The sequence below is a fragment of the Anaerorhabdus sp. genome, assembly GCF_036641015.1.
In the GTDB taxonomy this organism is placed as follows: Bacteria; Bacillota_I; Bacilli_A; order Erysipelotrichales; family Erysipelotrichaceae; genus Anaerorhabdus.
Window position 1 is genome coordinate 1 of the sequence record NZ_JAVWFO010000038.1, and the last position, 17,642, is coordinate 17,642.

13 protein-coding genes and 1 riboswitch are annotated in these 17,642 nt (G+C 31.5%); of the genes, 12 read left to right on the plus strand and 1 reads right to left on the minus strand.

Annotated elements, in window-relative coordinates:
* The 8 genes from RR430_RS06540 to RR430_RS06575 all read left to right on the plus strand — a co-directional run.
* Positions 1-1,106: flavocytochrome c (locus RR430_RS06540; protein WP_332508796.1), on the plus strand; the 1,106-nt coding region annotated here is incomplete at its 5' end.
* Between the two features lie 111 nt (positions 1,107-1,217).
* Positions 1,218-1,982, plus strand: a complete 765-nt coding sequence (locus tag RR430_RS06545; RefSeq protein ID WP_332488289.1) for a GNAT family N-acetyltransferase — start codon at positions 1,218-1,220, stop codon at positions 1,980-1,982.
* A 58-nt stretch (positions 1,983-2,040) separates the two neighbouring features.
* Positions 2,041-2,157, plus strand: a riboswitch (FMN riboswitch).
* 76 nt (positions 2,158-2,233) lie between these two features.
* A complete protein-coding gene (locus RR430_RS06550) occupies positions 2,234-2,836 on the plus strand; it encodes an ECF transporter S component (RefSeq protein ID WP_332488291.1) in 603 nt (200 codons plus the stop codon).
* 80 nt (positions 2,837-2,916) lie between these two features.
* A complete protein-coding gene (locus tag RR430_RS06555) occupies positions 2,917-3,720 on the plus strand; it encodes a hypothetical protein (RefSeq protein ID WP_332488292.1) in 804 nt (267 codons plus the stop codon).
* The gene (gene cmk / locus RR430_RS06560; RefSeq protein WP_332488294.1) at positions 3,720-4,379 is read left to right on the plus strand and encodes a (d)CMP kinase; all 660 of its coding nucleotides are present in this window, start codon (positions 3,720-3,722) and stop codon (positions 4,377-4,379) included. The genes RR430_RS06555 and cmk overlap by 1 nt, the downstream gene beginning before the upstream one ends.
* A 15-nt stretch (positions 4,380-4,394) precedes the next feature.
* Complete coding sequence (gene der, locus RR430_RS06565; protein ID WP_332488296.1) at positions 4,395-5,702, plus strand: ribosome biogenesis GTPase Der; 1,308 nt, start codon at positions 4,395-4,397, stop codon at positions 5,700-5,702.
* Positions 5,703-5,707: 5 nt separating this feature from the next.
* Complete coding sequence (locus tag RR430_RS06570) at positions 5,708-6,709, plus strand: NAD(P)H-dependent glycerol-3-phosphate dehydrogenase (protein WP_332488298.1); 1,002 nt, start codon at positions 5,708-5,710, stop codon at positions 6,707-6,709.
* A 109-nt stretch (positions 6,710-6,818) separates the two neighbouring features.
* Positions 6,819-7,625, plus strand: coding sequence for a type II secretion system protein (locus RR430_RS06575; RefSeq protein ID WP_332488300.1), 807 nt, complete (start codon positions 6,819-6,821; stop codon positions 7,623-7,625).
* A 47-nt stretch (positions 7,626-7,672) separates the two neighbouring features.
* Here RR430_RS06575 and RR430_RS06580 read toward each other — a convergent pair whose 3' ends face one another.
* Positions 7,673-11,440: a transglycosylase domain-containing protein gene (locus RR430_RS06580; protein ID WP_332508797.1), complete on the minus strand. Its 3,768-nt coding sequence runs from the start codon at positions 11,438-11,440 to the stop codon at positions 7,673-7,675.
* 214 nt (positions 11,441-11,654) lie between these two features.
* On the opposite strand from RR430_RS06580, the gene dnaE reads away from it, so the two are divergent.
* The 4 genes from dnaE to RR430_RS06600 are packed head-to-tail and all read left to right on the plus strand — an operon-like array spanning position 11,655 to position 17,476.
* Positions 11,655-14,714 carry a DNA polymerase III subunit alpha gene (gene dnaE, locus RR430_RS06585; RefSeq protein WP_332488303.1) on the plus strand — a complete coding sequence of 1,020 codons (3,060 nt, stop codon included), beginning with the start codon at positions 11,655-11,657 and terminating at the stop codon, positions 14,712-14,714.
* Between the two features lie 9 nt (positions 14,715-14,723).
* Positions 14,724-15,386 carry a response regulator transcription factor gene (locus RR430_RS06590; protein ID WP_332488305.1) on the plus strand — a complete coding sequence of 221 codons (663 nt, stop codon included), beginning with the start codon at positions 14,724-14,726 and terminating at the stop codon, positions 15,384-15,386.
* Positions 15,376-16,833, plus strand: a complete 1,458-nt coding sequence (locus RR430_RS06595) for a sensor histidine kinase (protein ID WP_332488306.1) — start codon at positions 15,376-15,378, stop codon at positions 16,831-16,833. Before RR430_RS06590 ends, RR430_RS06595 begins: the two co-directional genes overlap by 11 nt.
* On the plus strand, positions 16,823-17,476 hold the full coding sequence (locus RR430_RS06600) for a tRNA1(Val) (adenine(37)-N6)-methyltransferase (protein ID WP_332488308.1): 654 nt from the start codon (positions 16,823-16,825) through the stop codon (positions 17,474-17,476). Before RR430_RS06595 ends, RR430_RS06600 begins: the two co-directional genes overlap by 11 nt.
* Positions 17,477-17,642 lie beyond the last annotated feature (166 nt).

Sequence of the window (17,642 nt, forward strand, 5' to 3'; positions counted from 1 at the left end):
TAGTTCAAACATTAGCTGAACAATCTGCATCTGCAATCGATTTCTTAGATTCAATCGGAGCTCACTTAAGTGATGTTGGTAAAGCTGGTGGAGCTAGTACTAACCGTTCACATAGACCCGTTGATGAAGCTGGTAAGATTTTATCAGTTGGTAGCTATTTAGTTCCTATTTTCGAACAAGCTGCTAAAGACAACAATGTAACATTCTATATGGAAACAGAAGCAACAGAAATCTTAATGAATGAAGGAACAGCAGTTGGTGTTAAAGCATCTTCAGCTGATACTGATTATACAATCAATGCTAAAGCAGTAATCTTAGCTACTGGTGGATTTGGTGGTAACTTAGAAATGGTTGAATCATACAAACCAGAACTTAAAGGTTATGTAACAACAAATGCATCTACAATTACTGGTGATGGTATTAAAATGGCTGAAGCAGCTGGAGCTAATCTAATTGATATGGCTGAAATTCAAATTCACCCAACAGTTGTTCAATCTAATGGTGCGTTAATCACTGAAAGTTTACGTGGTGATGGAGCTATCTTAGTAAATAACGAAGGAAATCGTTTTACAAATGAAGTATTAACACGTGATGTTGTTAGTGCTAATATCATTGCTGAAGAAGGAAGTGCAGCATGGTTAATTGTTGATCAACAAATGTTTGATGATTCAAATGTAATCCAAGGTTATGTAAATAAGGGTTACATGGTTGAAGGTGAAACAATAGCTGATTTAGCAAAAGTAATGGAAGTTGATGAAGCTACATTACAAACTACAATTGAAAACTGGGTAGCAATGGTAGCTGCTGGTGAAGATAAAGACTTTGGCCGTGAAGATTTAGCAACTGTTAAATATGATCTAAGCAAAGCTCCTTACTATGCAGTTAAAGTAGCTCCAGGTGTTCATCACACAATGGGTGGTGTTGAAATCAATACTAACACAGAAGTAATTAATGCTAATGGCGAAGTAATCCCAGGATTATATGCTGCTGGTGAAGTTACTGGTGGTGTACATGGTGGTAACCGTTTAGGTGGTAATGCTGTTGCCGATATTATCGTATTTGGCCGTATTGCTGGTGCAAACGCTGCTACATACGTAAGTAAATAGTTAATGTGAAGTAGATTGTTAAACAATCTACTTCTTTTCTGTACCAATACTTGAAATAAATTCAAGTCATAGTTATAATTGTAGTAACTTAGTGATTGGAGATTTAATAAAATGGATAATGAATTTATTAATCTAACAAGCGATAATATTGAAATAGAACATCTATGTTGCATAATTCGAACTAGAAAACCTCATTCTGGTATCGAAGCTAAAAGAAGTTGGCTTGTTGAACGTTTGAATGAAGGACATGTGTTTAGAAAATTAAATGAAAAAGAAATAGTATTTATAGAATACGCACCAGTTGAAAAAGCGTGGGTTCCAATTATTGGAGATAATTTCTACTACATTTATTGTTTGTGGGTGTTGGGGAATCATGCGGGTAAAGGATATGGACGCAAATTAATGGAGTATTGTATCCAAGATGCTAAAGATAATGGAAAATCTGGTATATGTATGCTTGGGTCAAAAAAACAAAAACATTGGCTAACAGATCAAACATTTGCTAAAAAATTTGGATTCGAAATAGTAGATAGCGCTGCGAATGACTATGAATTATTTGCGCTTTCTTTTGATGGAATGACACCAAAGTTTACTGATAAAGCCAAGTTAGGTGAAATAGATAATAAAGAATTAACGATTTATTACGATTTGCAATGTCCATATATGCTACAAAATATAGAAACAATATCAAAATATTGCGAAAACAAAGGTATACTTGTTTCGATGATAAACATTGACTCATTAGATAAAGCGAAAGATTTACCATGTCCTTTTAATAATTTTGCTGTTTTCTATGGTGGAAAATTTCAAACCGTAAATTTATTGTTGGATACGACAGTGTTGGATCGAATAATTAAAAATAACAATAATTTTTAGTGGCAATTATTCAGAGAAGGGGTAGACAAAACAAAGTTAATAGAATAGAATATGGTTGATAAAACTTCAGGGCAGGGTGAAATTCCCGACCGGCGGTAAACCCCGCGAGCCAATTTGGCAGGAACTGGTGTAATTCCAGTGGCGATAGTAAAGTCTAGATGAAAGAAAGTTTTCTTTTTAATAAGTGCGTCCTAAGGTTTTGTTGAAAACCTTTTTCTTTTGGAAAAGTGTCATTATAGGAGGATATAAATATGACAACACGAAAAGTATTCAACATTAAAACCATGGCTAAAGTAGCAATTTTATCAGTTATTGCATTCATTCTAATGTATTTTGATTTTCCAATTCCATTTATTGCACCAGGATTTTACAAAATAGATTTTAGTGAAGTTGCTGTACTTATAGGAGGATTTGCGTTAGGACCTTTAGCAGCAATTTTAATTGAAGGGCTGAAGATTATGCTATATATGCTATTCAAACCTTCAAGTACTGCATATGTGGGTGAGTTAGCAAATTTCATTATTGGTTGTGCATTAGTGGTGCCAGCAAGTGCAATTTATTTTAAAAATAAAAATAGAAAAAATGCTTTTATTGGACTTCTAGTAGGAGCGATTTCAATGATTACAGTGGGATTATTAATGAATTATTTTGTTTTGATTCCGGCTTATTCATTTTTCTTTAATTTGGACTTAGATACAATCATTCAAATGGGTAAAGCAATTGTTCCATTTATTAATAATAAATTAACGTTTGTTACATTTGCGACAACTCCATTCAATATTGTTAAAGTAGTTGCAGTAGCTGGCTTAACAATGATTTTATATAAACATATATCACCATTACTTAAAAAATAGAATAAACATAGAAAACTAAATTTATTTAAAGAAGTACACTGGTTTATGTTATAATTGGATTGATTATGAGGAGGCTTTTTATGGGAAAGTATTCGCGTACAGCAAAATATCAAGATCTTAGAGAACATTTACAAAATGACGCAGAAGGTCAAATTGATTCAAAGGATTTAAATCAGTTTACAGAACGACTAAATAAAATTGATAACGTTAATTTAGGAACTCGACCTAGTCATGAACCTATATTGAAAGAAAATGAATATTTAGATACTAATGAACATTTTGGTAAAAGTGAAGATGTTACTACTTTTAATAATGAGTATTTAGATGAATACATTCAAGAAGTTAAGCAATATAATCTTGATAAAGGAAGAATTTTAAACGACAATACGCAAATTAATATTTTACAAGAATTAAGAGGAGATAAGCCAAAACCGATTAAAACGGAATTGGATGATTATCAAGTTAATGATATTTTTAAATCTAGAACAGAACCTGTTACTGGTGAGACAACAGATATTCCATTCTTACAACAAGATACTAAAATGAACACTCAAATTTCTATGGAATTAAGTAAGATGCTTAATGAAGAAGAAATAATGGATGATTATGATAGTGATGACGATGATTATACTCAAGTATCATTACCATTTAATCTTGAAGAAAAATTCAAAAAAGATAAGAATGAACGTGAGCGATTAATGGAAGAAACTACAAAAATGAAAGTTCAATTAGATCACTATCGCGGTAATCTTGACCAAATGGAAGAGAAAGTAAATAACTCTAATCGAATTCTTAATTTTATTCTTGTTATTTTGATATTTGCATTATTAGTAGTTATTGGTGTTGTTGGTTATTGGTTACTATTAAATAGAGGAATTATCTAGTGAAGATTAATATTGCTATTGATGGACCAAGTGCAGCAGGCAAAAGTACTATTGCTAAATATCTTGCAAAAGAATTAAATTATTCTCATCTTGATACGGGAGCAATGTATCGTTGTGTTGCTTATAAAGTTTTAAATATGGGAATTTGTATAGAGGATGAACCAAAAATTATTGAAGTAATTAAGAATACAGTCATTGAACTTAAACCAGATGGATCAATATATTTAGATGGTAAACAAGTTAATGATGAAATACGTACAAATGAAGTGTCAATGGGTGCTAGTAATGTTTCTAAACTTGAAAAAGTTAGAGAAGAGTTAGTGGCAAGACAACAAGAAATGGCAAAATCTAAAGGTGTTATTATGGATGGCCGTGATATTGGCACTGTTGTATTAAAGGATGCTGAAGTTAAAATATTTTTAACTGCTTCTGCTGAAGCGCGTGCTTTAAGAAGACACAAAGAAAATATTGAAAAAGGGATTCCTTCAATATTGGAAGAATTAACAAAAGAAATTGAAGCACGTGATTATCAAGATAGTCATCGTGAACATAGTCCGCTGAAAAAAGCAGATGACGCTATTGAAGTGGATTCATCAAATTTAACTATTGCTGAGGTAGTAAATAAGATTGATGAGATAGTTAAACAAAAATTGAAATAGAAATGAGGTTTTGAAATGATAAATGGGATTGTTGCAATAGTAGGTCGTCCCAACGTAGGGAAATCAACAATCTTTAATCGTTTCATCGGTGAGAGATTATCGATTGTTGAAGATACACCAGGAGTTACTAGAGATAGAATTTATGGTAAAGGTGAATGGTTAACAAAAGATTTTCGTGTTATAGACACAGGTGGTATTCAATTATTGGATCAACCTTTTCAAGAAGAAATAAAAGCACAAGTTGAAATTGCAATGGAAGAAGCAGATGTTATTGTCTTTGTAGTGTCAGGAAAAGAAGGCATAACACATGATGATGAATACATTGCAAATATGCTAAAAAGGCAAAGTAAACCTGTTGTACTAGCGGTTAATAAAATAGATGATTCATCTAAGATTGAATCTATCTATGAGTTTTATAATTTAGGTTTAGGGGATCCTCATGCAGTCAGTGGTGTTCATGGTATTGGTATGGGTGATGTTCTAGATGAAGTTATTGCATTGTTTCCAACAAAGAAAAAAGAAGACTATGAAGGTAGTATTCGTTTTGCATGTATTGGTAGACCTAACGTGGGTAAATCGAGCATCGTTAATGCGATTCTTAATGAAGAACGTGTTATTGTAAGTGACATTGAAGGAACTACACGTGATGCAGTCGATACGCCATTTGTAAAAGATGGTCAAGACTATGTTATTGTGGATACTGCTGGTATACGTAAAAGAGGTAAAGTATACGAGAATATTGAAAAATATTCGGTATTAAGAGCAATGTCTGCAATCGAACGTAGTGATGTTATTTTATTTGTAATCGATGGCGAAAAAGGAATTCTTGAACAAGATAAACATGTAGCAGGATATGCTCATGAAGCAGGAAAACCAATTATTATTGTTTATAATAAATGGGATACTGTAGAAAAAGATGATAAGACAATGAATGAAGTAAAAGAAAAGATTCGTGATCAATTCATTTATCTTACATATGCGCCAATTGTTTTTGTATCTGCAAAAACAAAACAAAGAATTCATGATTTAATTCCTATGATTAAAGATGTTTATCAATTTAGTCAATTAAGAATTGCTACTAATGTATTAAATGAAGTTGTAATGGATGCTCAAATGATGACTCCTGCACCTGCTATAAATGGAAAACGATTTAAAGTTTTATATGCAACACAAGTTTCAGTTGCTCCACCAACGTTTATATTATCTGTAAATGATCCAGAGTTATTGCATTTTAGTTATAAACGTTATTTAGAAAATAGGATACGAGAAGCATTTGGATTTGATGGATCACCAATCCGTATTATTGCTAGAGCAAAAGGATAATTGATATGAAAGTATGTATATTAGGAAGTGGTAGTTGGGGTACTGCCTTAGCGCAAATATTAGTAGACAACAATGTTGATACAATTATTTGGGGAAAAGATGAATCTGAAGTTCGAGATATTAATGAATTTCATAAAAATACAAAGTACTTTGGAGATGGTGTTATTTTAAGTAATAAACTTAATGCTACAACAGATATTAACTGTGTAAAGGATGCTGATATAGTCCTATTAGCTGTTCCATCTATAGCAATTGAGTCTGTTTGTAAAATGATAAATCCGCTATTAGAAAAACAAGTAATCGTTATTAATGTTGCCAAAGGATTTCATCCAGAAACACATGAAAGACTTTCGGTAGTTATTAAACGATTTATGGATCCTAGTAAACTTAAAGATGTTGTTTCATTGATTGGTCCATCACATGCGGAAGAAGTAGTTATTGGCTTATTAACAACTGTTAACGCAGTTTGTGAAAATGAAGATTCAGCAATTCTTGTTCAAAAACTATTTTCTAATGATGTGTTTAGAGTTTATCGAAATACCGATGTTATAGGAGCTGAAATAGGTGTAGCAGTTAAGAATATTATGGCACTAGCAAGTGGTGTTCTATCTGGCTTAAATCAAGGAGATAATGCACGTGCTGCACTCATGACAAGAGGTTTAGCAGAAATGTCACGATATGGGGTTGCTCAAGGTGGCAAAGCGGAAACTTATTTGGGTTTAACAGGAGTTGGTGATTTAATTGTTACATGTACTTCTCAACATTCTCGTAATTTCCAAGCTGGATTTGAGATTGGTAAAGCAGATTCTGCTACTGAATTCTTAGAAAATAATCATAAAACTGTTGAAGGTGTGAGAGCTGCAAAAGTTATATATGAGGAAGCAAAAAAACAAGGAATTGAGATGCCGATTACTGAAGAAGTATATAAAGTTTTATATGAAAACAAAAAACCATCAACAGCAATAAGTGAATTGATGGGTAGAAAATTAAAATCAGAAGAAATTTAGAGTAATGAACCCATGTTATTATGTAATTTGGGTTCATTTTTATTTTAAGAATTATGATATAATCTATATACCTGTCATACACCAATATATAATGAATAGAGGAATTATAATGAATAACAAATTAAAAGGGTTTACCTTAATTGAATTAATAGTGGTTATTGCGATATTAGCTACTTTGGGGTTATTATTAGTACCCCAAATTTCTGGATATGTTGAAGAATCACAACGTGTCGTATGTATGAATAATCTTAATCTTGTGCAAAGATCATATTTAACCGCTAAAACAACTGATGAAAAAGTTTCGATGACTGCAGTTATTACAAATAAGAATGGTAAATATTTTTCAGGTAAAGCAGAATGTCCTAAAACCCATGATGAATACGGAAGACAATATCTAGATAATCTTTGGTGTCCTCATCATAAAATTAGTACACTTGGAGAGTTAACAATATATGATGAATATGTTGCGGGTAATATGGATTCTTTATTATCTAAGATTGAAAAGTGTGCAGAAGTAAAAGATAAAGACAAGTGTATATCTGAGTTAACTAATGGTAAAATAATTAATTTTGCAAATGCTCGTAATGATACATTAAGAGCTACAATGAAAGAACTATATGGTAATACTTGGCCAGTTATTGATAATAAATTGGCTAGTGCTGCAGGCTTAAACTCTTCAACACAATATTATTTTCAGCCATATTACACTGATGATAAGACAGAATTATTGTTCGTTACAACGGATAATAATGGACATGGAAATTGGGCAACAAATTTAATATTTCACCAAGGACAATGGTATAAATTAAATGATAGTGAGGGAAAAACAGTTAGTTTAACAGATTTCCAAAAAAAGTCAACACAGGAAATAAAAAATGAATTGAATTCATCAAGATTCACTAAAGTTAATTACTAATCAGTATAAAAGGGACATTGATCGTATCAATGTCCCTTTTGAGTTACTTAATTTGTTAAAGGTGTTTCTTGCCATTCTGCATATGCACATTGGCTTTCACTTGTACCATATTTGTTTGTAGCTCCACCACATACTTTTATGGTTCCATATAAATCACCAGGCCATCCTGAATAGTAACCGTTGTCGCTAGAAATATTATATAAAGGAACTTCATCAATATAAACTGTACCAAAATAAGAAGTACCACCACCTGCAATTGCTGGATCGAATAAGCAAGCTCCAGAAGCTTGAATATAATTTTTGCCATCATTCAGTGTTAAATCTTTTGTACCATTAGCGCATTGACCGTTTACATGCCATGCGACCGATAATGAACCATCTGGATTTAAGTAAGCATTAATCCCGGATAATATAGGAGTTTCTTTTAATCCACTTGCACTTAACGGAGCTAATGGAGGGTGACCTTTGCGTATTTCAGCGGTTACAGCCATATATGTAGTAGTATCTGTGACTTCAGCATATGGGTATGAACCTAATACATAGGTGATATCTTCAATATCGCTAGGTCTTTCAATAGCTTTTGGTGTAGTAGAGGATGTTTTTTCTGCCGCATCCATTAACATTACGCTAATTTTTCCAGTTAAGTTAAGACCACTCTTATAGGAGTTAAAATAAGTTCCTTTTCCTTTGATACCCTTATCATATCCAACCCAAACAGCATTAGTAAATTGTGTCGATGATGCAATCATCCATTTGTCTTTTGAAGCGCCTTTTGGTATGCCATAAACCATACCATCTTTACCCCAGTCAGATGTACCTGTTTTAGCGTAGACTGGATATCCGCGTTTCAATACTTGCATATAGTTGTAATAAGGTCCATTAACTGCAAACAGCATTAATTCTGAAACAAGGTATGCTGAACCAGTACTGATTACTTTAACATTTTGATTTTCTGGATAAATAGTTGTTCCATCTTGCATAACTATTTTTTGAATAGTATGCGGTTCATTGTAAACACCACTATTAATTAACATAGCATGAGCCCCAGCCATTTCTTTAACTGTGGTTTCAAATGAAGAACCACCAATTGCATAACTTATATCAAAGTTGTCATTAGTAACTTTACTAAATCCAATTGTTTGTAAATACTTAACTACTTCTTCATTACCAATAGCATCGATAACTTGTTGTAGAGTATCAATTGCAGGTATATTTAGTGATTCTGCAACAGCACGGTCAATCATAACATCGCCTCTATACTTACCATCAAAGTTTTTAAGAACTAAACTACTTCCACGATATGTGTAAGGTCTATCAGTTAATACGTGCTTACTTGACCAATATAGGTTTTCAAATGCTAATGCATATGATAAGAAAGGTTTAACAGCAGAACCTGGTTGTTTGAAACCTGATGTAGCACGATTTAATAAACGCGCACCTTCATAATTTCTACCTCCACCGATTCCGATAATCGCACCTGTACGATTATCCATACTGATCATTGCTGTTTGAATTAAATCATCAGGGAATGGAATCTTAGCTGTGCCATCTTGTATAGAGTCGATAACATTTTGCACATCTTGATTCATATAAGTATAAATCTTCATGCTAGATAAAGCTGGATCCTTACCAGTTAATTCTTGTGCTTCTTCAATTACGGCATCAATATAACTTTGGTGTTGACTATCAGTACGATTGTATGTTTTTTCTTCACCTACAAGTAAGTCTTCAACTTTAATTGCTTTAGCAAGATTAGATTCATCTTTAGTTATATAACCGTGATAGGCCATCATATCTAGTACTGTATCTCTTCTTTGAGTAGCAAGTTCAAGATAGTTATATGGATTATACTTATTTGGAAGGTTTACAATACCTGCAAGTAGAGCTGCTTCACTTAAATTTACATCGCAAATATCTTTTCCAAAGTAGTAAAGAGAAGCTTTTTGAATTCCACGGATATTACCACCAAAATTTAATTTGTTCAAATACTTTTCAAAGATTTCTTCTTTTGAAAAATCATTTTCAATTTTGAGAGCTAAATATATTTCTTGCACTTTACGATCAATGGATTTTTCTGCAACTACTGAATTTTTTATATCGTCGATACTGAAATAAGTATTTTTAACTAATTGCATTGTGAATGTTGAACCACCTTGGCCAAAACTCATTGATTTAATGTTTTCAATAAATGCTTTTGTAAATCGTGGTAAGTCAAAACCTGGATGTGTGAAAAATCGAGAGTCTTCAATTGCGACAAACGAATCAACAACTGCTTCAGGTAAATCATCATAAGTAATATTTTCTCTTAAATACGCTCCAAGTTCCGCAACTACAGCTCCATCACCATCGTATATCTTAGAAGATTCAGCTCCTGTGAAGTCGGATAAATTTAATTCTGGAGTTTTAGATAAAATTTGGGATAGTATTCCTAAACCAACGCCACCAATTATTAATCCAATACAAATTATTATGATTATGATTGATGCGGTTATTTTTTTGCCTAAAGATACTTTTTTCTTAGGCTTAGGTTCATATTCAGACTCTTGATAGTCATCAGTAATTTTCTTAAAAATAATTGTTTCATCAATGTCACTACGATTTTCTTTTTTTAATGGTAAACCAAAGATTGTTTTCTTGGTATCGTATTCACTTTCATCAATTTCTTCAATGAGGTGAGTGACGCTTGGTTCGCTAGTTTCATGGGTTTCTATAATTTCTTCAGTAGGAGTTGGTTCTGTTTCATCTTTAATAGATTCATCTGTTACGGTATCATCGGTTACTTTTGTCACAGGTTCTATGTCAATGATGGTGTCTGTTAAAGATTCAGGATTTCTATTGTCTAAATCATTTGAAGCAAGATCATTATTTAATTGACCATCTTCCGTAACAATAGGTTCCGAAGGCTTAGGTTCTTCGATAACTCTTATTGGTTCAACATCAATAATTTCATCAATTATCTCTGGTAAAACTTCAATTTGCTCTTCACTGTCTTTCTTAGTTACAACAGTTTTAATTTTTTCTGTAACTTTAGTCAAATCAATTAGTGGTTTCTTTTCATCATTTGTATTTTCAGGAACTCCTTTATCATTGGTAGTGTCCTTGTTAGAAATAAGCGTTTTTATTCTGTCTGTAACTTTAGTTAAATCAAAAGTAGGCTTTGTAGGATCATTCAAGTTTGAATCGTCACTTTTTTCATTTGAAAATACATTCTTAATTTTATTTTTTACTTGTTCAATGTTAAAATCACTTTCGATTTTTTTGTTTAACTGTTCTTCATTGTTGGAAGTTTCTTGTTCTTTTTTTTCTGTAATAGACGATGTTTGTTCTTTATTTTTTTGAATATCTTTCGCTAACTTATCATCAACAGTTAGATTAATTTCACTTAAACGAGATTCGAAGTCTTTAATACCTTCTTGAATATATTTTTTAGTAGAGTGCTTTGAGGGTTTAGTTACTTTGGTAACTTTATTTTCATCACTATCTACAGGTTTGTCAAAAACAACATCTTTTGTCTTGTTTTTAGAAGTAGATGCTTTTTTTGTGGTTGATTTAGTTTTAGTAGCATCACTAGTTTTTGCTTTACTAGTAGTTGTACTCTTTGTTTTAGTAGTACCAGTTTTCTTTGCTGCTGGTTTAGTAGTATCTTTAGCAGAAGTAGATTTCTTAGTACCAGTTTTAGTAGTTGTGCTTTTTTTGCTAACACTAGAGCTTTTATTTGTACTGGCTTTTTTAGTAGATTTACCAGGTTGTTCACTGGATTTTTTTGCTGATTTGCCAGATTCTTTGACTTTTGTGTCTTTTATTTTGTCATCCATCTTATCACTCCAAACATGTGCTCATACATTCTATCATAAATGCGGCTAAAATTCTTTTAAAAACCTCTTAAATAATGTGAAATTTTCATGATGTTTTCCCATAATTAGCGATTTTTTTGCTTAGTTGTGAATGATAGGGTTTTCATTATCATTCTTGCAATTCAAATTAAGAAAATGTGTTTTTTTATGTTAAAATACAGGTAGAGGAAAAACTATGATCCATTTACATGCAAGAAGTTCATATACATTATTAGATAGCACTCTAACAATTCAACAATTGGTCAATACCAGCAAATCGTTGAATTTTTCATGCGTGGCGCTTACCGATAGAAATGTAATGTTTGGTGCAATGGAATTCTATAAAGCTTGTAAACAAGCTCAAATTAAACCTATATTTGGACTTGAAGTTTCTTGTGAAATAAATGGAGAAGTATATGATTTCTTGTTATTAGCTAAAAATAGCAAAGGATTTAAGAATTGTGTACAATGTTCAAGTTATGTTTCAGATACCAATAACAAGTTAACACTTAATATGTTAAAAGAGTATGCTATAGATAACATTCTTGTAGTTTATGGTGAGGGTGGGTATCTTGAATCTTCGCTTGTAAATGAAAATGATAAAGAATGTAGGGAACGAGTACAAGAAATGATCCAATTATTTGATGATTGTGTTTTTGGATTATCATTAAATGATGCTTCATTTTGGAAAATTAAGAATAATATGCTTAAAACTATCGTACATAGTTTAGGTGGTACAACTGTTGCAATGAGTAAAATATATTATGAAAAAGAAGAGGATGCGATTTGTTACAAGATTGTTACAGGTATTAGATTGGCTAAAACACTAAATGATTATTCATTACCTTCAATTCAAGGTAGATATATACGAGATTCAAAAGAGATGGAACAATTGTATGATTTTGATGATTTAAAACAAACAGAAATGATTGCAGAGAGATGTAATGTCAGTTTTGAAGATTTTCATACATCTTTACCATGTTTTAATACCCCTAATAGAATAGATGGTAAAAACTATTTAACACAATTGTGTATTGCTGGACTTAAAAAACGTTTAAATAATCAATTAACAAAAGAATATACTGATCGATTGAAATATGAGTTAGATATAATTACCTCAATGAATTTTGAAGATTATTTTTTAATTGTTTGGGATTTCATACGATTTGCTAAAAAACGAGAAATATATGTTGGACCTGGAAGAGGAAGTGCTGCAGGTTCTTTAGTTGCTTATTGCTTAGGTATAACACATATTGATCCAATTGTTCATAAGTTGCTATTTGAAAGATTCTTGAATCCGGAAAGAATTTCAATGCCTGATATTGATACTGATTTTCCAGATAATCGACGTGATGAGGTAATTAGATATGTTTATGAAACTTATGGCAAAGAACACATCGCCCGTATTATTACATTTGGAACATTGGGTGCAAAACAGGTACTCCGTGATGTCGGTAGAGTTTTGGATATATCACTAAGGGAAATAGATATGATTTGTAAGGCTGTTCCATTTGCACCTAAAATGACACTTAAATTAGCTCTAGAACAATCATCTATTTTGAGACAATATGTAGAAGCTGATAAAAGATACAAAGAATTATTTAAATATGCTTTAAAACTTGAAGGATTACCAAGGCATGCAAGTACTCATGCTGCTGGAATTGTTATGTCAAGCAAAAGCTTGAATGAGGTATTACCAACAATTCAAATAGAACCTGATATGGTATCTACACAATATACAATGGATTATTTAGAATCACTTGGATTAATTAAAATGGATTTTTTGGGATTAAGAAATTTAACAATTATTGATCAAGTAGTCAATAAGATTAAAGAAGAACAACCTAATTTTAATATTTTACAAATACCTTTAAATAATCTATTGGCATACGATTTAATTAAAAGAGTCGATACAGTGGGAGTATTTCAATTAGAATCAAGCGGAATGAAAAACTTAGTTCGTCAAATGCAACCAAATTGTTTTGAAGATATTGCAGCAACAATAGCGTTATTTAGACCAGGTCCAATGGAAAATATTCCTATTTATCTTGAAGCTAGAAAACAAGGACATATTGAGTATTTACATCCTAGTTTAGAACCTATTTTAAAAGATACATATGGTATTATGATTTACCAAGAACAAGTCATGCAGGTTGTACAAGTGATGGCGGGATTTTCACTTGGTAAAGCTGATACTCTAAGAAAAGCTATATCAAAAAAGAAACTTAATGATTTAGCGGCAATTGAAGACGATTTTATTAAAGGTTGTATTCAAAATGGACATAATGAGCAATTATCTCATCAAGTGTTTGATTTAATTATGAAGTTTGCTGGATATGGATTTGGTAAAGCGCATTCGGTAGCATATGCACTAATTGCATATCAAATGGCATATTTGAAAGCTAATTATCCATATGAATTTTATTGTGCTTTATTAAATAGTGTAATCGGTTCGTCAGTTGCTTCGGCTGAATACATTGATGAATGCCGTAAAAAAGAAATTAAGATTTTACCTCCTTCAATTAATTTAAGTACATATACATATGACTTAGTTGATCATCAAATTCGGTTTCCATTACTTGCGATAAAGAATGTTGGAGGTAGTGCAATTAGTGAAATATTAGAAGAGAGAAAAAATGGCTTATTTACTGATTTCCATGATTTTGTAGCTCGTATAATGACTCGAAAAGTAAATCGAAAAGTTATAGAATGTTTGATTGATGCAGGGGCATTAGATGAATTCAAAATTAATCGTAAAAGTTTACTTGCTTCACTTGATGATGCAATACGCTATGCTGATTTAGTAAGAATCGAAGCAGATGGTCAAACAAGAATTGATTTAGGATTAGTTTCAAAACCTGTTTTATACCAAATAAAGGAAGATTCAATCGAAAGAAGTGAAAGAGAAAGAACAGCATTAGGCTTTTATTTGGGGTCGCATCCAATTCTTCAAATTAAGAAAAAACATGGTATTATTATTGAACCACTAGTAAAATTAAAACATACAAAGGGATTTGTAAAAGGCTTTTGTTGTATATCAAAAGTTCGTCAACATAGAACTAAAAAAGGTGATTTGATGGCATTTGTGGTAGGATATGATGAGTCAGATGAAATGGATTTAGTAGTAATGCCTGCAATTTATTCAAAGATTCAATCATCTTTAGTAAAAGGTTATTACATTTATTTTGAAGGAAAAATGGATGAAAAAAGTTCATGCTTAGTGAATAAAATTCAAGTGTTGAAAGACGAAGAATAGGAGCAATATATGGCGAAATTATTAATAGTTGATGATGAATTAAAAATAAGAGAAGTTGTTAGAGAGTATGCTTTACTAAATGGATATGAGGTAACAGAGGCGAGTGATGGATTAGAAGCTATACAACTTGTTGAAACACAGGATTTTGATTGCATTATATTAGATATAATGATGCCAAAACTTGATGGATTCTCTGCTTGTAAGCAAATTAAAAAAATGAAAGATATTCCAGTTATTATGTTATCTGCTAGACAAGAAGAATACGATAAATTGTTCGGTTTTGAACTTGGAGTTGAAGACTATGTAATTAAACCTTTTTCTCCAAAAGAGTTAATGGCTAGAGTAAAAGTTATCCTTGATCGTGGACGAAGCAAAGAAAATCAAATTCTGAAATTTGACGGATTAGCGATTGATATTGATGGCAGAAGTGTATCGGTGGATGGGCAAAAAGTTAACTTAACACCAAAAGAAATTGATTTACTATTGTATATGGTTAAAAATAAGAATATTGCTTTATCAAGAATGAAGTTGCTTGAAGAAGTATGGGATTATGATTATTTTGGTGACGATAGAACAGTAGATACACATGTTAAGATGCTAAGACATAACTTAGGTAAATACCGTGATTTTATTGTAACGGTGAGAGGAATGGGATATAAGTTTGAAGCATAGGTTAAGAGGAATAAAATTCAATGTTTGGTTGGATTTCTTCTTGTTTGCGCTTGCAATATTATTAATTCTGGGGATACTTCAATTTTCACTTATTAAACCGTATTATAGAAATAATAAAATGACAGCAATTAAAGAGGTTGCTGGGCAACTTGAATCATATATTATCAACAATAATACAGGTAGTGAGTACATGGTTGAAAAAGCATTCCAAGTTGCTGTTAATAATAGTGTTTGTGCAGTAATTTTTAATGAGCAAGGGAAACTTGTCTATAGTGCAGATGGACTTGGGCAAAGTTGTATTTTCAATCAAAACGTTTCATTAGGAGAACAAGAAATTGTTCCTTTTAATGATGGATTTAAGCTTAATGGATATGTAGATTCAAATGATAATACGTTTACAGAAATATTAGTTAACTCAAAAAGTAAACAAGAAATGATATTTTATGGTGAAAAAATTGAGACTAACCTTGGTAATTTATATTTATACATTAATAGTCCTCTTGAACCAGTTGATTCTATTATTAGTTTTTTCCAAGAACAGTACTTCTTTTATACATTGATTATTATTGGATTTTCATTCTTAATATCTTTATTCATATCAAATGGTTTATCAAAACCGATTGTTAAAATGAAAATTTCTGCTGATTCTTTAGCAAAAGCTGATTATGAAAATACACATTTTGAAGGATCATATTTTAGAGAAATAAATGACCTTGCTACAACACTTAACGATGCAACTAATAAATTAGAAAAAGTTGATGAGCTACGTAAAGATTTAATAGCCAATGTAAGTCACGATATAAAGACACCACTAACCATGATTAAAGCTTATGCAGAAATGATACGGGATATATCGGGTGATAACCCAAATAAACGTGAGGAGCATTTAGATGTAATTATAAAGGAAGTAGATTATTTAGATCACTTGGTTCTTGATATGCAAGAATTATCTAAAATGCAATCTGGAAATTATGTGCTAAGATATAGCAATTTTGATTTGACGGAAAAAGCTAGACATATACTTTCGTTATTTCAGGTGTTAATTGATGAGCATAATTTTAATGTGAAGCTTGAAAGCGATGATAGTTTAATTTTGTATGCAGATGAAATTAAGATAGGACAAGTATTATATAATTTTTTATCTAATGCTTTTAAACATACAGATGATGGTGGATATATTACTGTAAGAATTATTAAGAAGGATGACAGTATACGTGTTGAAGTAGAAGACTCGGGCTCTGGAATACCAGAGGATAGTATTCCATATATTTGGGATCGCTATTATAAAATTGATAAATCATTTAAGCGTGCAACTGTAGGAACTGGTTTAGGACTTGCGATTGTTAAAGCAATATTAGATAATCATCAAGCACAATATGGTGTAATTAGCGAAGAGGGGAAAGGTTCAACTTTTTGGTTTGAACTAGCACAAGAAAATGTCTTTTGATTACTTGCCGGAAACTGAATTAGAAATTATGCAAAGAAAAGATATGTTTAGAATTAATTCTGATACACATTTTTTAGGTAAATTTATCGAGGTTAAAAAAGATGAATCGGTATTAGATATAGGTTGTAATAATGGTGCATTACTTTTGTATGCAAGTGAATTTAAACCAAAGAAACTAGTAGGTGTTGATTACTTCTTAGAAGCGATAGAATTGGCTAAAGAAAACCTAGAACACAATCGTGTGGAAGCTAATTTAATTTGCACAAAAATTCAAGATTATCGTGGTGAAATCTTTGATGTAATTATATGTAACCCACCATTTTTTAAGATCGGTGAAAGTTCAAATGTTAATGAGAGTGAATATTTGCGTATTGCAAGACATGAAGAAATGCTTACACTAAGTGAGTTATTGCTAAGTGTTAGGCGATTATTAAAAAGTGAGGGACGCTTTTATTTGGTACATCGTTCACAAAGAATGGCTGAGATAATAGAGGAAGCGGCTAAAAATGGTTTAAAAATAAAACGAATGAAGCAAATATTTGATGAAAATAAAGAATACTCTACCAGTACTTTGTTTGAGATTGTTAGAGGAAAGAATAACCAAGTTTTAGTAGAAAAACCAATATTTATTAATAGAAAATAGGCGCAAAATGAAAATTTTGTGTTTTCTTTATTTTGATAATACAAAATCTAAATTAACTGCTATAATAGTTGCAATAGTGATCCAAGAGAGTTCACTATGAGGAGGAAAAGTGAATATGAAGCATTTGATTGATCCAATGGACTTATCAGTAGAGGAGATCAACGAT